23 protein-coding genes and 1 pseudogene are annotated in these 21136 nt (G+C 56.0%); 9 read left to right on the forward strand and 15 right to left on the reverse strand.

Translation table 11 applies throughout. From position 1 onward, the window contains the following. The first annotated feature begins 1 nt into the window (after nt 1). The 3 genes from AC0L7R_RS12275 to AC0L7R_RS12285 are packed head-to-tail and all read left to right on the forward strand — an operon-like array spanning nt 2 to nt 3130. The gene (locus AC0L7R_RS12275; RefSeq protein ID WP_348109307.1) at nt 2-1507 is read left to right on the forward strand and encodes a tripartite tricarboxylate transporter permease; all 1506 of its coding nucleotides are present in this window, start codon (nt 2-4) and stop codon (nt 1505-1507) included. Further along, complete coding sequence (locus AC0L7R_RS12280) at nt 1500-2831, forward strand: acyclic terpene utilization AtuA family protein (protein ID WP_473657167.1); 1332 nt, start codon at nt 1500-1502, stop codon at nt 2829-2831. The genes AC0L7R_RS12275 and AC0L7R_RS12280 overlap by 8 nt, the downstream gene beginning before the upstream one ends. Beyond that, nucleotides 2828-3130 carry a DUF4387 family protein gene (locus tag AC0L7R_RS12285; protein ID WP_473657168.1) on the forward strand — a complete coding sequence of 101 codons (303 nt, stop codon included), beginning with the start codon at nt 2828-2830 and terminating at the stop codon, nt 3128-3130. Before AC0L7R_RS12280 ends, AC0L7R_RS12285 begins: the two co-directional genes overlap by 4 nt. Nucleotides 3131-3170: 40 nt before the next feature. Here AC0L7R_RS12285 and AC0L7R_RS12290 read toward each other — a convergent pair whose 3' ends face one another. The 9 genes from AC0L7R_RS12290 to AC0L7R_RS12330 all read right to left on the reverse strand — a co-directional run bounded on the left by AC0L7R_RS12290 (nt 3171) and on the right by AC0L7R_RS12330 (nt 10044). Beyond that, nucleotides 3171-3605: a DUF6691 family protein gene (locus tag AC0L7R_RS12290; RefSeq protein WP_473657169.1), complete on the reverse strand. Its 435-nt coding sequence runs from the start codon at nt 3603-3605 to the stop codon at nt 3171-3173. Nucleotides 3606-3608: 3 nt separating this feature from the next. Beyond that, nucleotides 3609-4046: a YeeE/YedE family protein gene (locus AC0L7R_RS12295; RefSeq protein ID WP_247126429.1), complete on the reverse strand. Its 438-nt coding sequence runs from the start codon at nt 4044-4046 to the stop codon at nt 3609-3611. 92 nt (nt 4047-4138) lie between these two features. Then, the gene (locus AC0L7R_RS12300) at nt 4139-4333 is read right to left on the reverse strand and encodes a YgaP-like transmembrane domain (RefSeq protein WP_473657170.1); all 195 of its coding nucleotides are present in this window, start codon (nt 4331-4333) and stop codon (nt 4139-4141) included. 94 nt (nt 4334-4427) lie between these two features. Continuing rightward, complete coding sequence (locus AC0L7R_RS12305; RefSeq protein WP_473657171.1) at nt 4428-5261, reverse strand: iron chelate uptake ABC transporter family permease subunit; 834 nt, start codon at nt 5259-5261, stop codon at nt 4428-4430. Beyond that, on the reverse strand, nt 5261-6124 hold the full coding sequence (locus tag AC0L7R_RS12310) for an iron chelate uptake ABC transporter family permease subunit (RefSeq protein WP_473657172.1): 864 nt from the start codon (nt 6122-6124) through the stop codon (nt 5261-5263). Before AC0L7R_RS12310 ends, AC0L7R_RS12305 begins: the two co-directional genes overlap by 1 nt. Continuing rightward, the gene (locus tag AC0L7R_RS12315) at nt 6121-6987 is read right to left on the reverse strand and encodes a manganese/iron ABC transporter ATP-binding protein (protein WP_473657173.1); all 867 of its coding nucleotides are present in this window, start codon (nt 6985-6987) and stop codon (nt 6121-6123) included. Before AC0L7R_RS12315 ends, AC0L7R_RS12310 begins: the two co-directional genes overlap by 4 nt. After that, nucleotides 6971-7855 carry a metal ABC transporter solute-binding protein, Zn/Mn family gene (locus tag AC0L7R_RS12320; protein ID WP_473660408.1) on the reverse strand — a complete coding sequence of 295 codons (885 nt, stop codon included), beginning with the start codon at nt 7853-7855 and terminating at the stop codon, nt 6971-6973. Before AC0L7R_RS12320 ends, AC0L7R_RS12315 begins: the two co-directional genes overlap by 17 nt. A 99-nt stretch (nt 7856-7954) precedes the next feature. Further along, on the reverse strand, nt 7955-9025 hold the full coding sequence (locus AC0L7R_RS12325; protein ID WP_473657174.1) for a sn-glycerol-3-phosphate ABC transporter ATP-binding protein UgpC: 1071 nt from the start codon (nt 9023-9025) through the stop codon (nt 7955-7957). Next, a complete protein-coding gene (locus AC0L7R_RS12330) occupies nt 9019-10044 on the reverse strand; it encodes a substrate-binding domain-containing protein (protein WP_473657175.1) in 1026 nt (341 codons plus the stop codon). Before AC0L7R_RS12330 ends, AC0L7R_RS12325 begins: the two co-directional genes overlap by 7 nt. Before the next feature lie 143 nt (nt 10045-10187). On the opposite strand from AC0L7R_RS12330, the gene AC0L7R_RS12335 reads away from it, so the two are divergent. The 4 genes from AC0L7R_RS12335 to malG all read left to right on the forward strand — a co-directional run bounded on the left by AC0L7R_RS12335 (nt 10188) and on the right by malG (nt 15543). Continuing rightward, entirely contained in the window at nt 10188-11810 is a 1623-nt protein-coding gene (locus tag AC0L7R_RS12335; RefSeq protein ID WP_473657176.1) for an alpha-amylase family glycosyl hydrolase, read from the forward strand. A gap of 18 nt (nt 11811-11828) precedes the next feature. Then, nucleotides 11829-12986, forward strand: a complete 1158-nt coding sequence (gene malE / locus AC0L7R_RS12340) for a maltose/maltodextrin ABC transporter substrate-binding protein MalE (RefSeq protein WP_473657177.1) — start codon at nt 11829-11831, stop codon at nt 12984-12986. A gap of 49 nt (nt 12987-13035) precedes the next feature. After that, nucleotides 13036-14562: a maltose ABC transporter permease MalF gene (malF, locus tag AC0L7R_RS12345; protein ID WP_473657178.1), complete on the forward strand. Its 1527-nt coding sequence runs from the start codon at nt 13036-13038 to the stop codon at nt 14560-14562. A 90-nt stretch (nt 14563-14652) separates the two neighbouring features. Next, nucleotides 14653-15543 (forward strand): maltose ABC transporter permease MalG, encoded by an 891-nt coding sequence (malG, locus tag AC0L7R_RS12350; RefSeq protein ID WP_473657179.1) that lies wholly within the window; start codon nt 14653-14655, stop codon nt 15541-15543. Here the strand turns inward: malG and AC0L7R_RS12355 are convergent. From AC0L7R_RS12355 to AC0L7R_RS12375, 5 genes are all read right to left on the reverse strand, one after another. After that, nucleotides 15511-15975 carry an SRPBCC family protein gene (locus tag AC0L7R_RS12355; protein WP_473657181.1) on the reverse strand — a complete coding sequence of 155 codons (465 nt, stop codon included), beginning with the start codon at nt 15973-15975 and terminating at the stop codon, nt 15511-15513. The genes malG and AC0L7R_RS12355 overlap by 33 nt on opposite strands. Before the next feature lie 15 nt (nt 15976-15990). After that, nucleotides 15991-16797 (reverse strand): substrate-binding domain-containing protein, encoded by an 807-nt coding sequence (locus AC0L7R_RS12360; protein ID WP_473657182.1) that lies wholly within the window; start codon nt 16795-16797, stop codon nt 15991-15993. Then, nucleotides 16794-17510, reverse strand: coding sequence for an ATP-binding cassette domain-containing protein (locus tag AC0L7R_RS12365; RefSeq protein ID WP_473657183.1), 717 nt, complete (start codon nt 17508-17510; stop codon nt 16794-16796). The genes AC0L7R_RS12360 and AC0L7R_RS12365 overlap by 4 nt, the downstream gene beginning before the upstream one ends. After that, entirely contained in the window at nt 17504-18208 is a 705-nt protein-coding gene (locus AC0L7R_RS12370; protein WP_473657184.1) for an ABC transporter permease, read from the reverse strand. The genes AC0L7R_RS12365 and AC0L7R_RS12370 overlap by 7 nt, the downstream gene beginning before the upstream one ends. Nucleotides 18209-18341: 133 nt before the next feature. After that, a complete protein-coding gene (locus tag AC0L7R_RS12375; RefSeq protein WP_473657185.1) occupies nt 18342-18857 on the reverse strand; it encodes a hypothetical protein in 516 nt (171 codons plus the stop codon). A gap of 99 nt (nt 18858-18956) precedes the next feature. On the opposite strand from AC0L7R_RS12375, the gene AC0L7R_RS12380 reads away from it, so the two are divergent. Next, nucleotides 18957-19958 (forward strand): hypothetical protein, encoded by a 1002-nt coding sequence (locus tag AC0L7R_RS12380; protein ID WP_473657186.1) that lies wholly within the window; start codon nt 18957-18959, stop codon nt 19956-19958. Between the two features lie 210 nt (nt 19959-20168). Further along, nucleotides 20169-20672, forward strand: a complete 504-nt coding sequence (locus AC0L7R_RS12385; RefSeq protein ID WP_473657187.1) for a DUF2239 family protein — start codon at nt 20169-20171, stop codon at nt 20670-20672. Here AC0L7R_RS12385 and AC0L7R_RS12390 read toward each other — a convergent pair. Then, a pseudogene (locus tag AC0L7R_RS12390) lies at nt 20646-21065 on the reverse strand (VOC family protein). The gene AC0L7R_RS12385 and the pseudogene AC0L7R_RS12390 sit on opposite strands and share 27 nt — an antisense overlap. Between the last annotated feature and the right edge of the window lie 71 nt (nt 21066-21136).

A 21136-nucleotide genomic window follows, 5' to 3' on the forward strand; every position in this document is an offset into this window, starting at 1 on the left:
GATGGATATCCTCTCTAATTTGGCGCTCGGCTTTTCGGTCGCCCTGTCGCCTTACACCCTCATGCTGGCCGTCATCGGTTGCTTTTTTGGAACAATAATCGGGGCACTGCCGGGGCTTGGCCCATCAAACGGCGTGGCGATCCTGATCCCAATTTCCTTCGCGCTCGGGCTTGATGCGACGTCCGCGTTGGTCCTGATGACAGCCGTCTACTACGGCGCCATGTACGGCGGCAGGATTTCCTCGATTTTGCTCAACATTCCGGGCGACGAACCTGCATTGATGACCACGCTCGACGGCTACCCGATGGCCAAACGCGGACAAGCGGGTGACGCGCTGGTGCTGTCCGGCGTGGCGTCCTTTGTCGGCGCCTTCTTGGCCACGATCGGTCTGATCTTGCTGGCGCCCGTACTTGCACGCGTGGCCTTCCTGTTCGGTCCGGCCGAATATTTTGCCCTTTATCTGCTGGCGTTTTGCACCTTGGGCGGCATGGCGTCTAACAACCAAGCCAAATCTGCGATTGCGGCCTGTATCGGTCTAGGAATTGCAATGATTGGCGTGGATTCGTCCTCTGGTCTGCCACGCTTAACCGGCGGCAACCTGCACCTATATGATGGTGTGGATTTCCTTGTGGCCATCGTAGGCCTGTTCGCGATCGCGGAACTCTTCTTCTTTATCGAAAGCCACGGCAAAGGGTCGTCCATCGGCGTGGTGCTCGACAAGGTGACAATTCCTTGGAAATACATCCGCCAGACGTTCCCAACAATGCTGCGCGCCTCTGGTGTCGGCTTCATTGCCGGTGTTCTACCCGGGGCTGGTGCGTCGCTTGGGTCTTTCCTTGCCTATATGACCGAGAAATCCATCGCCGGTGAAAAAGGCGGTTTTGGGACAGGCGTCCCCCGCGGGATCGCTGCACCCGAAGCCGGAAACAACTCTGCGGCTGGTGGCGCACTCGTGCCGATGCTGACGCTGGGCGTACCCGGATCGGGAACAACAGCAGTTCTGTTGGCGCTTTTGATGACGCTCAACATCACACCGGGGCCAACATTGTTCCGCGACAACCCCGACGTTGTCTGGGGTCTGATCGCTTCTTTGTTGATCGCGAACGTCGTGCTTTTGATCATGAATGTGCCGATGGTAAAAATCTTCGTCAAAATCCTCACGGTGCCTGCGTGGATTCTACTGCCAGGTGTCACGATGATTTCCTTCACTGGCATCTATTCCCTGACCGGCAGCTACTTCGACTTGCTGATGCTTGTGGGCTTCGGGATGCTTGGCTACGTTTTGCGCAAGCTTGACGTGCCAACAGTGCCTGTCATCCTTGGCATCTTGCTCGGCGGGAATATGGAAGACGCCTTGCGCCGCGCCATGACCCTCTCCGACGGAGACCCGACGTATCTTTTCTCAAGCCCGATTGCGATTGGGTTCTGGGTTTTTGCCATTGCTGGCTTCATCGCGCCGATGTTCCTGCGCAATATCCTTCGCAAACCACAGGCAATCAGTGACTAAAATTTTGATCCCATCAGGCGCATTGGGCCTTGGCTATGATGCCGTGGCCCTTTCGCGCGGCGTTGCCCTCAAACCGGACCTGATTGCTATCGACGGCGGGTCCACCGATTCAGGGCCATCATATCTTGGACGCGGGGTGTCGAAATACGCCCGCGAATCCACTAAAATGGAATGGGCGGGGCTGATGCGTGCCGCCCATGCCGCCGGTTGCCCCTTGGTGATCGGCACGGCAGGCACATGCGGGACCGACAGTATGGTCGATTGGCTGCTGGATATTACGCGTGAGGTGTTGGCCGAAGACAACCGCACCGCCAAAATTGCGACGATCCGGTCAAGCCAAGACCCATTGGAGATCGCCAAGACAACGCTCGCCCCACTATCAGGCGCGCCGGACATTTCCGAAGCCGTGATCACGTCCTGCGAAAACATCGTGGCCCTCGCCGGTGCAGAACAAATCGCTGCAGCCCTCGCAACTGGTGCAGACATCATCATCGCAGGTCGCACCACCGACACAGCCATCATCGCGGCCCTTCCCCTGACCAACGGGGACAATGCGGGGGCTGCGTGGCATGGTGCCAAGATCGGGGAATGTGGTGCGCTTTGTGCAACCAACCCGCAATCCGGCGTCATCATGATCGACTTTGACGCGGATGGTTTCACCATCACGCCGCTCGCTGACGGGGCACATGCGACGCCCCACACAGTATCGGCACACATGCTTTACGAGAACTCCGATCCCTTCATTCTGTATGAACCGGGTGGGCATTTGGATGTGACTTCAGCGACTTATACAGCGTTAGACGACACATCCGTGCGCGTCACCGGATCAGTCTGGCATCCATCGGACGACTACACCGTGAAAATCGAAGGTGCCCGGATCGCGGGCTATCAGACCATTAGCATCGTCACGATCCGCGACGCCCACTATGTGCGAAATGTGCAAGCGTGGTGCGATGATATCATCGCCAAACACGCCGCCAAAGTCCGCGACCGCATGGCCGGAGAAGCCTTCACATGCGAACTGCGGATCATCGGTCAGGACAGTACGCTCGGCAAACTCGAAACGCGCGAAACCACCCTGACCGAGGTCGGTGTCATGGCCATCGTCACCGCAGAAACCCAAGCAACCGCGAACACGATTGCCAAGTTGCTGAACCCCTACCTGCTGCACCATCCGCTGACGAAGGACGAAGAAGTGCCAACGTTCGCCTTCCCCTTCTCGCCCGCCGAAATCGACCGCGGCGCGGCCTATGCGTTCTGCCTGCACCACACAATGACGCTTGATGATCCGATGCAGGCATTCCGTTTGGAGGTCCACGCATGAACACCGTCGCAGACATCGTCACCAAAGTGCGCAGCAAAAACGCGGGGCCGTTCTGGCTGACGGTCGACGTCTTTTGCGGAACGCCGCAGGCCTATCAGCAGATCGTGCAAAGCCTATCGACTGACCGCGTCGCCACTGCATTTCAAGTGGATGCGGATACGATCAAACGGTTCGACATCGACACGCTGAATGTCGTGAAATTCAGCCTGCCGCGGCCCGTCATTCAGGGCGATATCACGGATCGGGATATGCACGGGGCGGGCTGGGCGCCGCTCGTGGCTGAACTGTCTCTCAACTAAAAAAAGGGGGCGTTGATCACATCAACGCCCCCTTTTGAAATCAAGCAGTGGCTGCTTTTGCAGCCATCATATTTTGCAACGCTTTTGCTGCAAAAATCCCTGCTAACATGGCACCAACAAAGACCAACACTTCGGTCCGGCCCGTGCCAATCGCAGGCAAAGCACCACCGGGACAGAAACCGGCAATCCCCCAACCAACGCCAAACAGCGCCGATCCACCAAGCAATTTCGCGTCCAGATCACGGCGCGTCGGCAGGTGAAATTTGGTATCCACCATCGGGGCCGTGTTTTTCAAAACGTACCGATACCCAAAGAACGTCACGATCAGGGCACCGCCCATCACAAAGGCAAGGCTAGGGTCCCAGATGCCTGCAAAGTCGAAGAAATTCGTGACCTTAGCCGGGTTCGCCATGCCAGAAATCGAAATGCCGATCCCGAAGATCAAACCGATGATATAGCTTCCAATCAAACGCATCTCTTATCCTCCGATCACGTGACGGATCACAAAAACGGTGATCGCGGTCGTGACCATAAACGTACCCGTGGCAACGATGGACCGTGGCGAAAGCCGCGCCATGCCGCAGACACCGTGACCAGATGTACAGCCACCACCAAATGTGACGCCCATCCCGACGATAAAGCCGCCAACAACCAACATCGGCATCCCGACAGGGACTTCGACAGCGGGCATCTGGCCCGTCATCGCAAGAACCGCAATCGGGCCCGTGATCATGCCCAGCAAAACAGCGGCTCTCCATGACCAATCAGACCAGCCCGTCGGGCTGATCACACCTGCGAGGATCCCCGTGGCCCCCATAATTCGCCCCATGAAGCCCATCAGCATCACAGCAGCAGCACCAATCAGCAGTCCACCCGCGAGCGACTGAAGCGGTGTAAACGTCGTCTCAATAAGCATTGACGCACCTTTTCCTTTGTTCCTTGCAGATATGTACAGGCCACGGCTGGTTTCAACAGTGATAAAGTCACCAAAGCCGTGGCGTCACATCATCAGCAGTCGGAACAGGTTTTGAACCCGACGATTTTATAAAGCGGGCAGAAATTCATAAAGGCTGTAGCGACAAAAATCAGGCCGATATAGCCCCAAACCCCGATGACGCCAAAAGCAGCGGCAGCGACCAATGCGGCTCCACCGATCAAACGGATCATACGGTCGGCTTTGCCAACGTTGCGTGTCATTTGCATGGGAAATCTCCTGTGTTGCGTTCGCCCAATCATGGCAAAACCCAACCAGAATGACGGTGACTATGTCACCAAGGCCAAACACGCATCCGTGATCTTACCCCGCGCTGCGCGATGTTTTGTACGTCACGCGCAAACGGTAAACGAAGGCCGCCACGAACAAAGCCGTCAGGACCAACACGATCGTCGCGGCGGGTGCACTATCAAGGAAAAAGCTCGCGTAGGTACCAGCCAACATCGAAAACAGGCACACCATCACCGATACGACCAGCATGTGACCAAAACTGCGGACAACCAAAAACGCAATCGCGCCCGGCGTGATCAGTAAGGCAACGGCAAGGATCAGCCCCGTCGCCGATAGGGTCGCGACAATGGACAGCGACAGCGCGACCAACAATCCATAGTGCAGCAGGTTCACCGACAGGCCGCTTGCCTTGGCTTGAACAGGGTCAAACGCATGCAGTTCCAAGTCCCGCCATTTCAGCAGCAAAAAAGCACAGACGCCGACGGCAATCGTGCCAGCGGTCCACAAATCCTCAGCCCCGATCCCCAGCATATTTCCGAACAGAATATGGTCCAGATGTTCGTTGGTCGTGATTGACGTATATAAAATAATGCCCAAACCAAACATGCCCGAAAACACAACACCCATCACAGTGTCCTGCTTCACACGACTGTTTTCAGCCAAATAACCGGTCAGCAACGCGCAAGACATGCCCGCAGCAAACGCCCCGACAATCAACGGAATCCCCGTCATCCACGCCAGTACGACACCCGGCAAAACGGCGTGGCTTACGGCGTCGCCCATCAAGGCCCAACCCTTCATCACCAGAAAACACGACAGCAAAGCAGTCGGCGGGGCAATCAACAACGTGATCCAGAACGCATTGTGCATAAAGGGAAACTGGAAAGGCAGCAGCCAGTAATCCATCAGACAGCCCCCCCTTTCAACGCAGCCGCGGCTTTGCGTCGTCCGGCAAGCATCCCATGTTTCGGCGCATAGACGAAAGCCAAGAGAAAGATCAGCGTTTGCAGGCAAACAATGACGCCGCCCGTGGCTCCATCAAGAAAGAAACTGATGTATGCGCCGACAAAGCTCGTGATTGTGCCAATCGCGACCGACACCATGATCAGACGCGGGAAACGGTCGCACAGCAGATAGGCCGTCGCGCCCGGTGTGACGACCATCGCGATCACAAGGAACGCGCCGACGGTCATCATTGCCGCCACGATTGCGGCGGACAGCAATACAAAAAACATCGCCTTCAACAGATCAGGTCGCAACCCAATCGTGCGCGCGTGATTTTCGTCAAAGAAGGTGACCATCAGGTCTTTCCATTTCAGCAGTAACACTGCCAAGCAGACGAAACCGATCACAGCCAGTTGCACCGTATCACCCGGCGTGATCGCCAGAATATTGCCCATGATGATCGTCTGAATATTCACGGCCACCGGATTGAGCGAAATCATGAACAGGCCCAAACCAAAGAACGACGTGAAAATGATCCCGATAATTACATCAATTTTCAGCCCCGACCGGCCAGATAAAAACAACATCGCAACAGCGGCCAACCCGCCGGAAATGAATGCGCCAAGCGCGAACGGTAAGCCCAGCATGTAAGCCCCAGCAACGCCAGGCACGACGGAATGGCTCAGCGCATCGCCGATCAACGACCAGCCTTTTAACATCAAATACGCAGACAAAAATGCGCAAACGCCACCCACAAGCGCAGATACCCACATCGCGTTGAACATGTAGGAATAGCTAAAAGGCAGCAGCAGCGCGTCGATCATGGCCTTTCATCCTCGGAAGGGCGTTCGCCATACTGCACGAAAGGACGTTCATCATCGGTGATAATACTGACCTCGCGGGTATCATCATCGTCATGCAGATCAGCGCCACCAATGGTGAACCGCCGCAGCACGCCGCCAAACGCCGTTTCCAAATTATCGTGGGTGAAAACATCTTCAGTCAGGCCATGGGCCAGCACAGTGCCTTTCACCAGAACGGTGCGGTCACAAAACTGCGGAACAGACCCAAGGTTATGGGTAGAGACAAGCATCACCCGTCCCTCATCCCGCAATTCGCGCAGCAAGGCGACGATCTGATCCTCGGTTTTGACGTCCACACCAGTGAACGGTTCATCCAGCAGAATGACCTGCCCGTCTTGGGCCAGTGATCGCGCCAAAAACACGCGTTTGCGCTGACCGCCGGACAATTCACCGATCTGGCGGTGGCGATAATCCAACATATTCACGCGCCGTAACGCATCCTCTACCGCTGCGCGGTCCTTTGCGCGTGGCCGCCGCATGAACCCCATATGGCCATAACGACCCATCATCACGACGTCTTCGACCAGCACGGGAAAGGCCCAATCGACCTCTTCAGATTGCGGGACATAGGCGATCAGGTTTTCACGCAACGCCTGCTTAACCGATTTACCAAGCAGCTTGATCTCGCCCTTCGCGGCAGGCACGAAACCCATAATCGCCTTGAATAATGTAGACTTACCCGCCCCGTTGACCCCGACCAAAGCAGTGATCGTCCCGCGCGGGATTTCGAAACTCGCATTATGAAGTGCCGTGTGCCCGTTGCGATAGGTCACCGTCACGTCTTGCGCTAAAATCCCATCAGCGGTGTCAGTCTTCATCAGCATTGAGGCCAGCCACGATTGTTTCAGATGTCACACGCAACAGATCAAGGTAGGTCGGCACCGGCCCGCCCTCTGCGCTTAAGCTATCAACATAAAGCACACCGCCAAAAGTCGACCCCGTCTCGCGCGCGACTTGTTCCGCAGGTGATGTATTCACCGTGCTTTCGCAGAAAACGACGGGGATATCGTTGTCACGGACGCCATCAATGACACCGCGCACTTGTTGCGGCGTGCCAATCGCATCGGCGTTCATCGGCCACAAATACAATTCCTTCATCCCGAAGTCGCGGGCGAGATAGCTAAACGCGCCTTCGCAGGTCACAAGCCAACGATCTTCCTCGGGAATTTGCGCAATCTGTTCGCGTAGCGGCGCAATCGTGTCCTGCAAAGCTGTGCGGTATGTGTCCGCATTCTCGGCATAGACGTCCGCATTTTCCGGATCATATTCAGCCAAAGCCGCTTCGATATTATCGATGTAGATCAGCGCATTATCCAACCCCATCCACGCATGCGGGTTCGCTTTGCCTTCATAGGCACCTTCAGCAATCGAAATCGGATCAATCCCGTCCGTTAACGTCACAGACGGCTTTTCACCTAAATTCGCCAAGAACTGTTCGAACCATAACTCTAGGTTCAGCCCGTTCCAAAGGATCAGATCAGCGTCGATGGCGCGGACCAAATCCTGCGGTGTCGGCTCGTACCCGTGGATTTCAGCCCCCGGTTTGGTGATCGAAACGACGTCCGCCGCATCCCCCGCCACGTTCTGCACCATGTCGGCCAGAACGGTGAAGGTCGTCACCACTTTCAAGCGATCTGCATGGGCTCCGGTTGCCAGCAGCGTCGCCAAACAAGTGGTCGTCAAAAGTCGCATGGTCACGATGTATCGCCTCAATCCAAGTAAACTCAGAATTGAGATAGCGTTAATGAGAAGCATTCGCAACTAGCTTCGCATCACATCGGCGTAGAAGCCCTATCGCGCGATGTGTTCAGATGTCGTCGCATCGAAAAAGCACATCGCTCCAGGTGCAATCTGTAGCCCCCGTGGCGACAAATCCGCCTCGTCCAATCGTCCGGGCAAACGTGCGGTGCCCTGCACGCCGTTGATCATAAAATTAAGGTAGCATTCAGCGCCCGTGTTTTCGATCAAGGTTGGCGTCACCGTTAGATCTGGTGTGCCTGTCGCGATCTGAAAATGCTCAGGCCGAATGCCAAGGATCACCTTTTCCGGCAGATCAGTTGTGTCAGCGCCCAAGACCGTATCGCCCACCTGCACCCCTGCCGCATTTACTGTCGCAGGGACCAAGTTCATTGGCGGTGAGCCCATGAAATCCGCAACAAATGTATTTGCAGGCGTGTCGTAAATCTCTTGCGGCGTCCCAATTTGCTGCACAAACCCATCCTTTAGAACGACAATGCGCGTCGCCAATGTCATGGCCTCGATCTGATCATGCGTCACATACACAATGCTCGCATTTGTGGTTTTGTGCAGCCGCTTGATCTCTGCCCGCATCTCAACGCGCAACTTCGCATCCAGATTGGACAGCGGTTCGTCGAACAAAAACAGCTTCGGATCGCGCACCAACGCACGCCCCATCGCAACCCGCTGCCGTTGACCACCAGACAGCTGTGACGGCAAACGATCAAGCAAATGATCAATCTGCAAAAGCGTCGCGACCTCATTGATCCGCACCTCCATCGTGGCCTTCGCCACTTTCCGAATACGCATCCCAAAGCCGATATTCTCGCCGACCGTCATCGTCGGATAAAGCGCGTATGATTGGAAAACCATCGCGATGTCACGGTCTTTTGGCGGCACTTCTGTCACGTTGCGCCCGCCAATCAGCAGATCGCCGCCTGTAATTTCCTCAAGCCCCGCGATGCAATTCAGCAGCGTCGATTTCCCACAGCCGGATGGACCAACCAGAACAAGAAACTCGCGTTCGGCCATCGTCACATCAATGTCGTGCAGGACTTCGACGGCGCCGTAAGCTTTTTTCAGACCTTGGATGGCAAGCGCGGCAGGTGTGGTGGCATCTAACATGATTTCTCCTTCGGCGCAGGCCCCGTGGAGCCGCGCACAATCAGTTCGGCTTTCACCAGAACTTGGCATTCTTTTAAAGGTTTACCTTGCAAATGGTCTGTAAGGATATCCGCCAGCGGACCACATGCATCGCGCAAGGGCGCGCGCGTTACTGTTAAGGCAGGGTCAAAATTAATCGCGCGGGTCAATGGCAACGCGTCATCGTGCGCCATGACCGACACATCCTCTGGCACACGCAGTCCGCGATCGCGGATTGCCCGAATGACACCATCTGCAACAACGGTCGACGCACACATGAACGCGGTCGGCGGCGCAGCGCCATTCAGCATGTTCAGCGCAGCCATATAGCCATGCGTTTCAAGAACAGCGCCGTTTTCAACAACGACGTCCAAACCACGCAATGTCATCGCCTCTTCGAACCCGGCAAGACGTTCCACCGCAAAGGCGTGATGCAACCCACCGTTGATAAGCGCAATTGTGCGGTGGCCCAACGCCTCTAACATATTCACGCCATCTGCCGACACCGCCCTATTGTCGATGTCATAAAATGGATACTGGGGATCGACACGATCCTGCCCGTGCAAAACAAACGGAATGCCCATTTTAAGCAGGAAATCGACACGCGGATCGTTCGGCGCAGATGCGTTCAGAATGAAGCCGTCCAAGATATCGCGCTCAAGCATTTTCTCGTATGGCTTCACAGGATCGCCGCCTTGATCAACCGCAAGCACCAAGTCCACATCATGCCCAGAAAGCGCGGCGGTCAGCCCCGTCAGAATTTCGAAAAACGTCTGGTCAGCACTCATATCGGGTTTGATCTTTACGATCATTCCGACCATGCCAGATCGCCCTGTCACAAGCCGTTGCGCCACTCTGTTCGGCTTGTAACCCAGCCGCGCAGCGGTCTCTTGAACCTTGGTCCGCGTCTTGACGTTGACCTCTGGAAATCCGTTCAGGGCACGACTGACCGTCGCAACGGACAACCCCAACTCAGCACTGATTTCCTTTAGCGTCGCCACAATGGACACCTCAAAGCGATTAAAATGACTCCGCCAAAATACTGATATTTTCCCATTTGTATAGCCATAACGCCAATTTAAAACGTTTTGAATTTTTGAAACCACCTGATACGGTCTCCTCGAATCAAAAAGGGATGACGACGATGCGAGAATGGTGGCGTGATGCGGTGGTGTATCAAATTTACCCCCGCTCCTTTCAGGACGACAACGGTGACGGCGTTGGCGATCTAGCAGGCATTACCCGCAGACTGCCCCACATCGCGACACTTGGAGCGGACGCCGTCTGGCTGTCCCCGATCTTCATGTCGCCACAAAAAGACATGGGGTATGACATCTCTGATTACACGGCGATTGACCCACTGTTTGGCACGCTCGAAGAATTCGATCACTTGATCGAAACCGCGCATAAACTTGGGCTGAAAGTCATCACCGATCAGGTTCTGTCACATACGTCGAATCTGCATGAATGGTTCCGTGAATCCCGGATCTCGCGCGACAATGCCAAGGCAGATTGGTATGTTTGGGCAGATCCCCTCCCCGATGGGTCCCCGCCGACAAATTGGCATAGCCATTTCGGCGGGCCCGCGTGGGAATTCGATCCGCAGCGCGGTCAGTACTACCTGCACAATTTTCTGATCGAGCAACCGGATCTTAACTTTCACAACCCGGACGTGATCGACGCCATTCTGGAAACCTGTAAATTCTGGCTTGATCGCGGCTTAGACGGATTTCGATTGGACACGGTCAATTACTATTTCCACGATCAGGATTTGCGCAGCAATCCCGCAGCACAGGCCGCCCCACAGGTCATGGCGACCGACCTGTACGGCATGCAAGACAATATCTACAACAAGACACGGCCAGAGAACCTTGATTTCCTACGCAAACTTCGCGCGCTGACCGATCAACACGACGATATCATGATGGTCGGTGAAGTCGGCGAAGGCGGCAATCGCGCGACCCGGATTATGGGCGAATACACCGCCGGATCGGGCCTGCTGCATATGGCGTACAGCTTCGCGATGCTCAGCGACACATTCACAGCCGACCACCTGCGATCCTGCGTCGAAGGTTTTCAACAAGGCGCGCCAGATGGCCACCCCTACTGGTCGTTCAGCAATCACGACGTGTTTCGCCATGTGACCCGCTGGTCGGATCACGCCGTCGACACCGACACATTTGCCCGTCTCACAGCCGCGATGCTGATGTCGTTCGAAGGCACAATCGGGATCTACCAAGGCGAAGAACTGGGATTGACCGAAACCGAACTGGTTTACGAAGAACTGACAGACCCACCTGCCTTGCGTTATTGGCCGGGGATCAAAGGCCGCGATGGCTGCCGGACGCCAATGGCTTGGGAAAAAGATGCACCAAACGCCGGATTTTCCACTGGAAAACCGTGGCTGCCCGTCAAGCCGCCACAAGCCGCAAAAGCCGTCGATCAACATGGGCCGGACAGCATCTTGGCGTTTTACAAAGACGTCATCGCCTTCCGGAAAGAGTCCGACGCGCTGCGCCACGGCAAGACGCAGTTCCAGCAGCTACCAGACCCGATCCTCGCATTCACGCGGTCAACCAACACGCAAAACATCACCTGCGTGTTTAACCTGTCGACCGATCCGCAGACCATCACGGTACCAACAGGGGCCACGATGATCGGACCAAACAATGCGACGCACGATGGCGGCAACCTGTCCTTGCCGGGCAATGGTTTTGCATTCCTGACGCACGACGGCGACCTGCCGCTCACAATTTCTAACACCTAATCTCTGGGAGGAGAGACCATGAAAAAGACCCTATCAATCACGGCACTTTTGCTTGCGACAGCAGCACCGTCCTATGCATTTGAAGACGGTAAAATCGTCATCTGGACAGGCGCAAACCGCGACCGCGACGCGCTCTTAGAAGCAACCGCAGGCTTCACCGAAGACCTCGACATCGAAGTCGTCGTCGAAGTAGTCGATCCTGACCTGCCCCAGAAATACCAGCAAGCCGCCGCAACCGGCGACGGCCCCGACATCGTTCTATGGGCGCACGATCGTTTCGGCGAATGGGCAAACGGCGGGCTGATCAGCCCTGTGCAACCATCAGCCAGCTGGTCCGAAGACATCCTGCCCGCCGCCATGGGCGCTATGCAATTTGACGGCAAAACATGGGGATACCCATTGGCGGTCGAGGCCGTGACCTTGATCTACAACACCGACCTGATCGAAACACCGCCTGCGTCCTTTGAAGAAATCAAAGACCTCGAACTGGACGGCGCAAAGATCCTTTGGGACTACAACAACACATACTTCACGATGCCGATGCTGATGGCTGGTGGCGGTTATGCGTTCCAAAAGGTCGACGGCAGCTATGACGGGTCAGCGACGGGCGTGAACACCGACGGCGCAGTTGCGGGTGCAGAAGTGCTCAAGTCGCTCTTCGACGATGGTGTCATGCCTCAAGGCGTGGACTACGGCGTCATGGACGGCGCGATGAACAACGGCGAAGTCGCAATGGTCCTGAACGGTCCGTGGTCATGGGCAGGGTTTGAGGCATCAGGCCTGAACTTCGCAGTAGCACCGATCCCGACCGTCAACGGCGAAGTATCCCCACCTTTCCTCGGCGTACAGGCATTGGGCATCAACGCGGCGTCCCCAAATGCGGATCTCGCGGTTGAACTGATCGAAAACTATCTTGCCACGGACGAAGGACTGGCAACGTGGAACGCGAAAAACGGTCTGGGCGCATTGGCTGATGCATCCGCCGCCGAAGCACAAAACAACCCGCTTGTGTCTGGTATGCTCAGCGTTGCGGCAAACGGTGTGCCGATGCCATCCAATCCGGAAATGGGCGCATTCTGGGCGGCCATGGCACCTGCTTTGACGAACATCACGACAGGTGCGGCGTCCCCAGCCGACGCATTGAACGACGCGGCATCCCGCATCTTAGGCGAATAAAACAAACGGGGCGGCGTTCGCGCCGCCCCTGCTTTGGGAGGAGCAATAGATGAACACCATGACCGAAACACATCCCTCGGCTTCAACGCGCGATTGGCCGCGCCTTGCGGTCGTCGTGTGCGCGTCGCTGGTGTTGCTCTATGGGTCTTTCTATCTCTACCAGATCGGGCAACCTCTTTTCGGGGCGATCCTTTTGGCGCTGGCGACAGGCTTTGCGATTATCTTCGGGGCAACGCGGTTCTATGGCAGCAGGTTTATCTTTCCGGGTATTGCCGCCGTCCTGATTTTCATCGCATTCCCCGTGATTTACACGATCTACATCGGCTTCACGAACTACTCGTCTTTCAACCTACTGACATACGAACGAACCATCGAAGTCCTGACATCGCGCGGCAGCATCGACACGTCCACAGAACAACCCTTCGCCGTCGCACCCGATGGCGATAGCTACCGAATTTGGCTACCGGACAGCGGGTTGTTATCCGATCCGGTCACGCTGCAAGACACGGAAACCGCAAACCTCGTCCCAGCAGAAGCTCCCCAAACCTTGCTTGAACGGCGCGACGCGATCAAACTGCGGACTGGTCTGCAAGCCCTCTCGTTGATCACACCAGACGGCAGCACTATCGAAAACGCGGGCCTGCGCACCTTTGCCACCGTCACCCCCGACTACGTGCAAACAGGCCCCGACACGCTGACCAAAAGCGACGGGTCTGTTTTGACGGCAGATCACGAAACGGGTTTCTTCGTGGACCAGAATGGCGACCAAGTCCCACCGGGTTGGCGCGTTAACATCGGCACAGACAATTTCGAACGGATCGCAACCTCCGAAGGCATCCGCGAACCGATGGTGTCGATCTTCATCTGGACCTTCGTCTTCGCGATCTTATCCGTCGTTCTGACCTTTGCGATTGGCCTGACGCTGGCTGTGATCCTGCAATGGGAACACCTGCGTTTCAAAGCCATCTACCGCGTCCTACTGATCCTGCCCTACGCGGTACCGGCCTTCATCTCGATCCTCGTGTTCAAAGGGCTGTTCAACCAGAACAACGGCGAAATTAACCTAATCCTCAACGGCCTATTCGGGATCGAACCGCGGTGGTTCACGGACGGCAATCTGGCACGGGCGATGCTGGTGATCGTCAACACTTGGCTCGGCTACCCCTACATGATGCTGCTCGCGATGGGCTTCCTGCAATCTGTCCCAGAAGATCACAAAAAAGCAGCGGCGCTCGAAGGCGCGTCAGCCTTGCGGGTCTTCTTCACGATCACCCTGCCGCAGATCATTCCACCCTTTTTGCCACTGCTGATCGCGTCATTCGCGTTTAACTTCAACAACATGGTGCTGGTGTTCTTGTTGACACGGGGCCTGCCCGACATTCCCGGAACGATCATTCCGGCGGGTGAAACCGATATCCTTGCGTCCTTCACCTACCGGTTAGCTTTCGACAATGCAGGCCAACAATTTGGTCTTGCGGGGGCAATCACACTGCTGATCTTCCTCGTCGTCGCAGCGATTTCCTATGCCAATTTCGTCGCAATGCGCAAAGCAGCCGCGAAAAGAGCGGGCCGATGACATACACCAATCCCACCCCGCGAACCTGCGGGATGGCGGGTGGGGCGTCGTGCTTGCACGCGCGTCACACCGCCAAACCGGAGCCACAGCATGATCGTTGAACACCCCCGCCAGCGCCGCATCAAGAAAATCCTCGCGCATGGCTTCATGCTGTGTTTTCTGGCGCTGATCCTGTTCCCCTTCGTGATGGTCCTGTCGATTTCGTTCCGCGAAGGCAACTTCGCAGTAGGCTCCATCATTCCGCAAAACCCGACCCTCGAACACTGGGTGCTGGCCTTCGGGTTTGACTATACGCGCGCAGACGGCACAGTCGTTTCACCGCCTTACCCCGTCCTTTTATGGATGTGGAATTCGATCAAAATCGGCCTGATCGCGGGCTTCGGCGTTCTGATGATCGCCACGATCTCGGCCTATGCCTTCAGCCGCATCCGGATCAAAGGCAAGGCGGCCATGCTCGACGGGTTGTTCCTGATCCAGATGTTCCCGACGACGCTCGCGCTCGTCGCGATCTACGCAATCTTCGACGCACTAGGCGAGGTAAGCCCCCTGCTCGGCCTCAACAGCCATCTGTCATTGGTGTTGATCTACATGTCCGGCGTGACCCTGCATATCTGGACGATTAAAGGCTATTTCGACAGCATCGACACCGCCCTCGACAAAGCGGCAATGATCGACGGTGCCACCCCTTGGCAAACCTTCCGTTTCATCTTTTTGCCGCTTGCTGTGCCCATCATGTCCGTCGTCTTCGTCTTGGCCTTCATCGGCTTCATCAACGACTACCCCATCGCGTCTGTGCTAATCCGGTCAGAATCTCAGATGACCCTCGCCGTAGGCTCACGGCTTTACCTCAACGAATTCCAATACCTCTGGGGCGACTTCGCGGCTGCGGCAATTCTGTCAGGCCTGCCCATCACAGTAGTCTTCTTGATCGCGCAGAAATATCTCGTTTCAGGTCTCAGTGACGGCGCGGTCAAGGGCTGAAGCCGCCAACAACCGCACCCTGACAGGATGCCGCTGACGGTACATAAACCGCCCGTAGGCTGCATAAATGGGCGTCGTCCATCCGGCATCAATCTCTACACGGTCGGTCAGGACCGATCCCGTCGCCGTCTCTGTGACAGTCAACGTATGGTTCCACGACTTCACCGCACCGCCATATTCGTGGCTTTCAAAACGGTGCGCTTCGGGTTCAAAGACGACCAGTTCCATGTGGTAAGGCTGCGGCGGCAACTTCCCAAACAGGCGGAACGTCACATCGATCTTTTGGCCCTCAAACATAGGCTCCGTCGGTAGACCATCGAACGTCACAAGCCGCTTCGTCGCTTCAACAAATGCGTCAAAATCGGTCGCCACATCCCAAACAGCTTGCGGCGGGTGATCGTAATGGTGTGTCAGCGTGATAGTTTTGGGCATGGACGCCCTCCAACTTTACGGTGCCTTCGCGCTAAATGTGAATAGCTGCTGACCGTCCACCCGATACCCGTTGATCAACTGCGCCGCCTCTTCACCCGTCAACCAGTTCTCAAGTTCGGCGATGGCAGCCGCCGGAATATGATCAAATTTGCTGGGGCGGATCGGCAGGAAACTATATTGATTGAACAACGCCGGATCCCCTTCGAACAACAAAGCAAGATCGCCCTTGTTGCCAAATTTGATCCAACTGCCGCGATCCGACAATGTATAGGCATTCAGGCCGGATGCCGTATTCAGTGCCGCCCCCATGCCAGCGCCTACTTCCTGATACCAATCGCCAAAATCAGCCACGGACAACCCTGCCTCAGCCCATAACCCTTGTTCGGCCTTATGGGTCCCGCTGTCGTCCCCCCGACTGACAAACGGCGCTTGCGTCTGCACAATTGCGGCCAGCGCCGCCGTGGCGGTGGCCGCACCTGACACAACCGCAGGATCGGCGCTGGGGCCAATCACCACGAAATCATTATACATGATTTCCCGCCGATGCGTCGCATGTCCGTCGGCTACAAATGCTTCTTCAGCAGCCTTCGCATGCACCAAAACGGCGTCAACATCGCCCGCCTGCCCCAACCGCAAAGCCTGCCCCGTCCCTACAACCAAAAGCTGCACTTCAATATCAAGCGCCTCGTAAATGGCAGGCAGTAAAACGTCGGCCAGACCAGAGTTTTCAAACGACGTTGTCACAGCCAATTTCACGACTTCGGCCTGCGCCACAGGGGCCATCAATGCAATAAATGCAGCCGTTAAAGCTTTGCGGATCATGTCAGTAGTTCTCCGTTTAAGAATGCAGTTAATTCAGGTGTTTGCGGCGACGACATCATTGCATCACGTCCGCCCATTTCCACGACGCGCCCCCCGACCAGCAACATAACAACTGTCGCAAGCCGCCGGACTTGGCCCATGTCATGCGTGACCAAAAAGATCGTCGTGCCCGCATCATGGGTCGCCTGCAACAAACTCTCGATCTCGCGTGTCGCCGGACCGTCCAAGTTAGCGCAGGGTTCGTCCAAGAACAGAACATCCGGATCGCGGATCAACGCACGCCCCAACGCCAATTTCTGCCGCTCCCCACCAGACAATCGCGTCGCTTGCGTTTGCAAAGATGCAGTCAGGCCAATGCGGTCGGCCCATTCTGCAACCAATCGGTCACGCGCGGCCTGTTCAGTGCCAATAAGCCGCAACGGATAGGCAAGGTTTTCGGCCACACTGCGCCGCAACATGATCGGTTGTTGAAACACATAAGCTTGGCGCGCGCGCGCTGCGGCCTGTTCAATCGCCCAATCCGCCGATCCCGCACTGATCCGTTCGACCCCATGCATGATCCGCAGCAGCGTCGTCTTGCCAGCCCCATTCGGCCCGATAATAGCAGTGAAACCACCACGCGGCAGCGACAGATCAACCGGTCCCAACAAACGCTTGCCGCGCCGCCGGACCTCTGCACCCTGAAGGGTTAAAGGAAACATCTCGGCTACCATCGACGATCCCTTTCCGTGCCAGACAGCCAATGGATTGCGATATTTACGGCCAGTGCCAATCCGATCAGGACAAAGCCCAACCCAAGCGCTAAAGCAAAATCACCCTTCCCCGTCTCAAGCGCAATCGCCGTCGTCAAAACCCGCGTCGCGTGATCAATATTGCCACCGACAATCATGATCGCGCCCACTTCGCCAATCGCACGACCAAAACCAGCCAGCGCGGCGGTCAGCAAATTGCGACGACCGTCCCAAAGCAAAGTCCGAATCCGCTGCGCCTTTGTCGCGTTCATCGAAATCAGCAAATCATGATATTCCGCCCACAGATCGCGCATCGACTGATGGGTGATGGATGCAATCAAAGGGGTGATAATGATCACCTGCGCGATGATCATGGCGGACGGCGTGAACAGCAACCCAAACACACCAAACGGGCCGGATCGGGACAGCAAAATATAAACCACCAACCCCACAACAACGGGTGGCAATCCCATCAGCGCGTTGATCACCGAAATCAGCAAACGCCGATAGCGGAACCGCTGCACGGCCAGAAACGCACCAAAGGGCATCGCGATCAGACATGCAATTGCAGCGGCCGTCAGGCTCACACGCAGGGACAGAAAGCTGATTTCAAGCAGCTCCGCGTCCAACCCCACGATCAACCAGAACGCGGATGCGATGCCCGACCAAATATCAACCATTTGGTCGCTTCAGGTGATATTGTCGCATCCTACGCATCGCTTTTTGATTTCCCGCTCTTTCGGTCATCCAACTGTCTAACAGGCGCAGGCGCGTGCAAAAGCCAAGATGCGGCAAAAGAAGGCACATTTACGCTTAGGGGATCAAAATTTCGGACCTGTCGAACTGGGCAAAGTCGGTCGTGCCGTCGTCAAACACGATCTCGATATAGACACTTTCAACGGAATCGAGCGGCAATGTTGCGTATATTGGGAAATTGATCACATCGGTCAGGCCATTGGGTTGGGCGGTGTCATCATGGCACGGCTCCATCGCGACAACCGTGTCCGCAGGCGCGCCATTCACGCCATAACGGATATCCCATAGGCCACAGCGCCAGGCCAACAGATGCGAAAAGTAGAGCAAATCCTGCCCTTCGTATGCACGCACAGCGACCCAATTCGCTTTGGTCATGCCCAGAATGGGTTTAACCTCTACGGCCGTGGTGAATTGACCTGTCGGCACTTGTGGCTCGGGTTCGCGCAAGGCCGCTTCATCGCCCGACCCGTCCTCAACAACTGGCGGCAAAAGGCTGGTGGCCACGTCAGCTGGCGCATTGGGCTCAATCCCGATGGCAAGCCCGATCACATAAGGCAAAACAAGTCCAAACATCACACTACCTCATTCGTTCTTTACCGCCCAATCATCAGGCTGTCCCACATCTGCGTTCTAGGCTAAGAAGATCGAAAGACGCAGATGTGTAGGTTTATTATGGCGCAGTCACAGGCATCAGGCCAGCCATTCAATATCATGATCGTCGGGCAATCCGGGCGGCTAGAATATGAAGCGCTGTTATTTGTGGCCTCGCTGCGCGCGATGACGCCCGATTTCGCAGGTAAGATGATCGTCGTCGAGCCACAACCGGGCGACAAATGGGACCACGACCCACGGATCAGCGACGATGTACGTGCGCGTTTGATCGAACTGGGCGCAGAAGTCCGGCCGTTTGAAAGCCGCCATTTCGGGCAATCCTATCCCTACGGCAACAAAATCGAAGGCCTGCAAGCCATGCCTGCGGGCGAACCGTTTGTGTTCTTCGACACGGACACATTGGTCACAGGCGATCTGATGCAGATCCCGTTCGATTTTGATCGTCCCGCCGCGTCGATGAAACGCGAAGGCACATGGCCGCAAGAAGAGTTGTATTGGGACGGCTACACCGCGATCTGGAAATCGCTTTACGACAAATTCGGGCTCGATTTCGAAAGCAGCCTCGATCTGTCACAACCGGATGAATACTGGCAGCGGTACATGTATTTCAACGCGGGCTGGTTCTTCGGTGCGGATGCAAAGGCCTTCGGCGACAGGTTCCTCGAATATGCGCTTGCGGTGCGTGATGACGCGCCAAAACAGTTAGAAGTCCAGTCGCTGGACCCATGGCTCGACCAAGTCGTATTGCCCTTGGTGATCCATTCCTTTGGCGGCGGGCGACCGGGTCCTGAATTGAACGGCCTCGATGGCGATGCGACCTGCCACTACCGCCTGTTGCCGCTGTTCTATGCACGCGAAAGCGACCATGCGGTCGAAGTGATGGAAGCCGTTGCCGCCCCGAACAAGATCAAGAAGCTGCTCAAGCAATACGAGCCCTACAAGCGGATGGTCTTCCAAAAACGGGGCCACAAAGTACGGGCTATGTTTGACCGCAACAACCTGCCCCGCAAAGAACAGCAGATCCGCAACAAGATTAAGTCTGCAGGATTCTGGGTCCGATAGTTTGACCTTAAGGCGCGGCTGCGCCGCAATCTATATTTAGCTTTCAACGGACGCCGCGATGCGGTCCGCAGTCGTGTGTTGCGCGCGCTGCAATGCTGCATGGGGGCCAGCCCCCAAACCCCCGAGATATTTATGACCAAAAGAATTAAACCCGGATTATATTGACTCAATTAAATCCGGATAATAAAAGACATTTCAGGGAGACTTGAAATGACCACTTATACTGCATTCGACCATCATGCCGTTGTTGCCAACGGCGATATGGCTGCGATGATTGCCGCACAGCGCGAAGCCATGCCGCGCGGTGTAAACCTATTGATTTATGATGATTTGACTGGACAGGTGCGCGACGTTGATTTGCGCGACGCCCCGCCCCCATCACGTGGCCGTCCCAAGCTAGGCGTCAAGGCCCGCGAAATCACCCTTTTGCCACGCCATTGGGACTGGCTTGCCGGTCAAAAAGGCGGCGCATCTGCTGTCCTGCGCCGCTTGGTCGACGCCGAAGTACAACGATCCGCAGGCACCCGGTCCGATCACACACGGCAGACAACCACCTATGCGTTCATCTCATCAATCGGCGGCGATCTGCCGGACTTTGAAGAAGCGTCGCGGTGTTTGTTTGCCAATGACTGGATGGGGTTCGCCACGAAGATCGCTGCGTGGCCAAAAGACGTCCGCGACTACGCATTAATGCTCGCCCGCGAACAGACCTGACTTATCAGCAAAGCCTTTGATTTCAATCGGATTACCTGACGGATCCCGAAAGAACATCGTCCATTGTTCCCCCGGTTCACCCTTAAAACGGACCGAGGGGGCAATGATGAAATCGGTCTGCCGGTCTTCCAATCGTCCCGCCAACGTCGTCCATTCATCCAACGGCAAGACGATTCCGAAATGTGGCATCGGCACCAGATGATCGCCGACCTTACCCGTCGCAGCGTTGGCAAAGGGTTCGCCCAAATGCAGTGACAATTGGTGCCCGAAGAAATCGAAATCGACCCACGTGCCTGTTGACCGCCCTTCGACTGCCCCCAGTGCGCCAGAATAGAATTCTCAGGCCTCATCTAAATCCAGAACATGGAACGCCAAGTGAAATGGATGAGGCATAATTTGGTCCTTCTTTGCAGGGTGCCGTTGCGAAATCGTACATTTCACGATTAGGTGAACACAACATGATT

Source organism: Yoonia sp. D2-7 (genome assembly GCF_055809435.1).

Excerpts from the sequence above, each read along its gene's own strand:
- AC0L7R_RS12360 (WP_473657182.1), bottom strand. The coding sequence starts at position 16,797 with ATGATCCGCAAAGCTTTAACGGCTGCATTTATTGCATTGATGGCCCCT.
- malG (WP_473657179.1), top strand. The coding sequence starts at position 14,653 with ATGATCGTTGAACACCCCCGCCAGCGCCGCATCAAGAAAATCCTCGCG.
- AC0L7R_RS12355 (WP_473657181.1), bottom strand. The coding sequence starts at position 15,975 with ATGCCCAAAACTATCACGCTGACACACCATTACGATCACCCGCCGCAA.
- AC0L7R_RS12320 (WP_473660408.1), bottom strand. The coding sequence starts at position 7,855 with ATGCGACTTTTGACGACCACTTGTTTGGCGACGCTGCTGGCAACCGGA.
- AC0L7R_RS12290 (WP_473657169.1), bottom strand. The coding sequence starts at position 3,605 with ATGCGTTTGATTGGAAGCTATATCATCGGTTTGATCTTCGGGATCGGC.
- AC0L7R_RS12310 (WP_473657172.1), bottom strand. The coding sequence starts at position 6,124 with ATGATCGACGCGCTGCTGCTGCCTTTTAGCTATTCCTACATGTTCAAC.
- AC0L7R_RS12380 (WP_473657186.1), top strand. The coding sequence starts at position 18,957 with ATGGCGCAGTCACAGGCATCAGGCCAGCCATTCAATATCATGATCGTC.
- AC0L7R_RS12385 (WP_473657187.1), top strand. The coding sequence starts at position 20,169 with ATGACCACTTATACTGCATTCGACCATCATGCCGTTGTTGCCAACGGC.
- malE (WP_473657177.1), top strand. The coding sequence starts at position 11,829 with ATGAAAAAGACCCTATCAATCACGGCACTTTTGCTTGCGACAGCAGCA.
- AC0L7R_RS12315 (WP_473657173.1), bottom strand. The coding sequence starts at position 6,987 with ATGCTGATGAAGACTGACACCGCTGATGGGATTTTAGCGCAAGACGTG.
- AC0L7R_RS12370 (WP_473657184.1), bottom strand. The coding sequence starts at position 18,208 with ATGGTTGATATTTGGTCGGGCATCGCATCCGCGTTCTGGTTGATCGTG.
- AC0L7R_RS12305 (WP_473657171.1), bottom strand. The coding sequence starts at position 5,261 with ATGGATTACTGGCTGCTGCCTTTCCAGTTTCCCTTTATGCACAATGCG.
- AC0L7R_RS12365 (WP_473657183.1), bottom strand. The coding sequence starts at position 17,510 with ATGGTAGCCGAGATGTTTCCTTTAACCCTTCAGGGTGCAGAGGTCCGG.
- AC0L7R_RS12325 (WP_473657174.1), bottom strand. The coding sequence starts at position 9,025 with ATGTTAGATGCCACCACACCTGCCGCGCTTGCCATCCAAGGTCTGAAA.
- AC0L7R_RS12375 (WP_473657185.1), bottom strand. The coding sequence starts at position 18,857 with ATGTTTGGACTTGTTTTGCCTTATGTGATCGGGCTTGCCATCGGGATT.
- AC0L7R_RS12335 (WP_473657176.1), top strand. The coding sequence starts at position 10,188 with ATGCGAGAATGGTGGCGTGATGCGGTGGTGTATCAAATTTACCCCCGC.
- AC0L7R_RS12295 (WP_247126429.1), bottom strand. The coding sequence starts at position 4,046 with ATGCTTATTGAGACGACGTTTACACCGCTTCAGTCGCTCGCGGGTGGA.
- AC0L7R_RS12275 (WP_348109307.1), top strand. The coding sequence starts at position 2 with ATGGATATCCTCTCTAATTTGGCGCTCGGCTTTTCGGTCGCCCTGTCG.
- malF (WP_473657178.1), top strand. The coding sequence starts at position 13,036 with ATGAACACCATGACCGAAACACATCCCTCGGCTTCAACGCGCGATTGG.
- AC0L7R_RS12300 (WP_473657170.1), bottom strand. The coding sequence starts at position 4,333 with ATGCAAATGACACGCAACGTTGGCAAAGCCGACCGTATGATCCGTTTG.
- AC0L7R_RS12285 (WP_473657168.1), top strand. The coding sequence starts at position 2,828 with ATGAACACCGTCGCAGACATCGTCACCAAAGTGCGCAGCAAAAACGCG.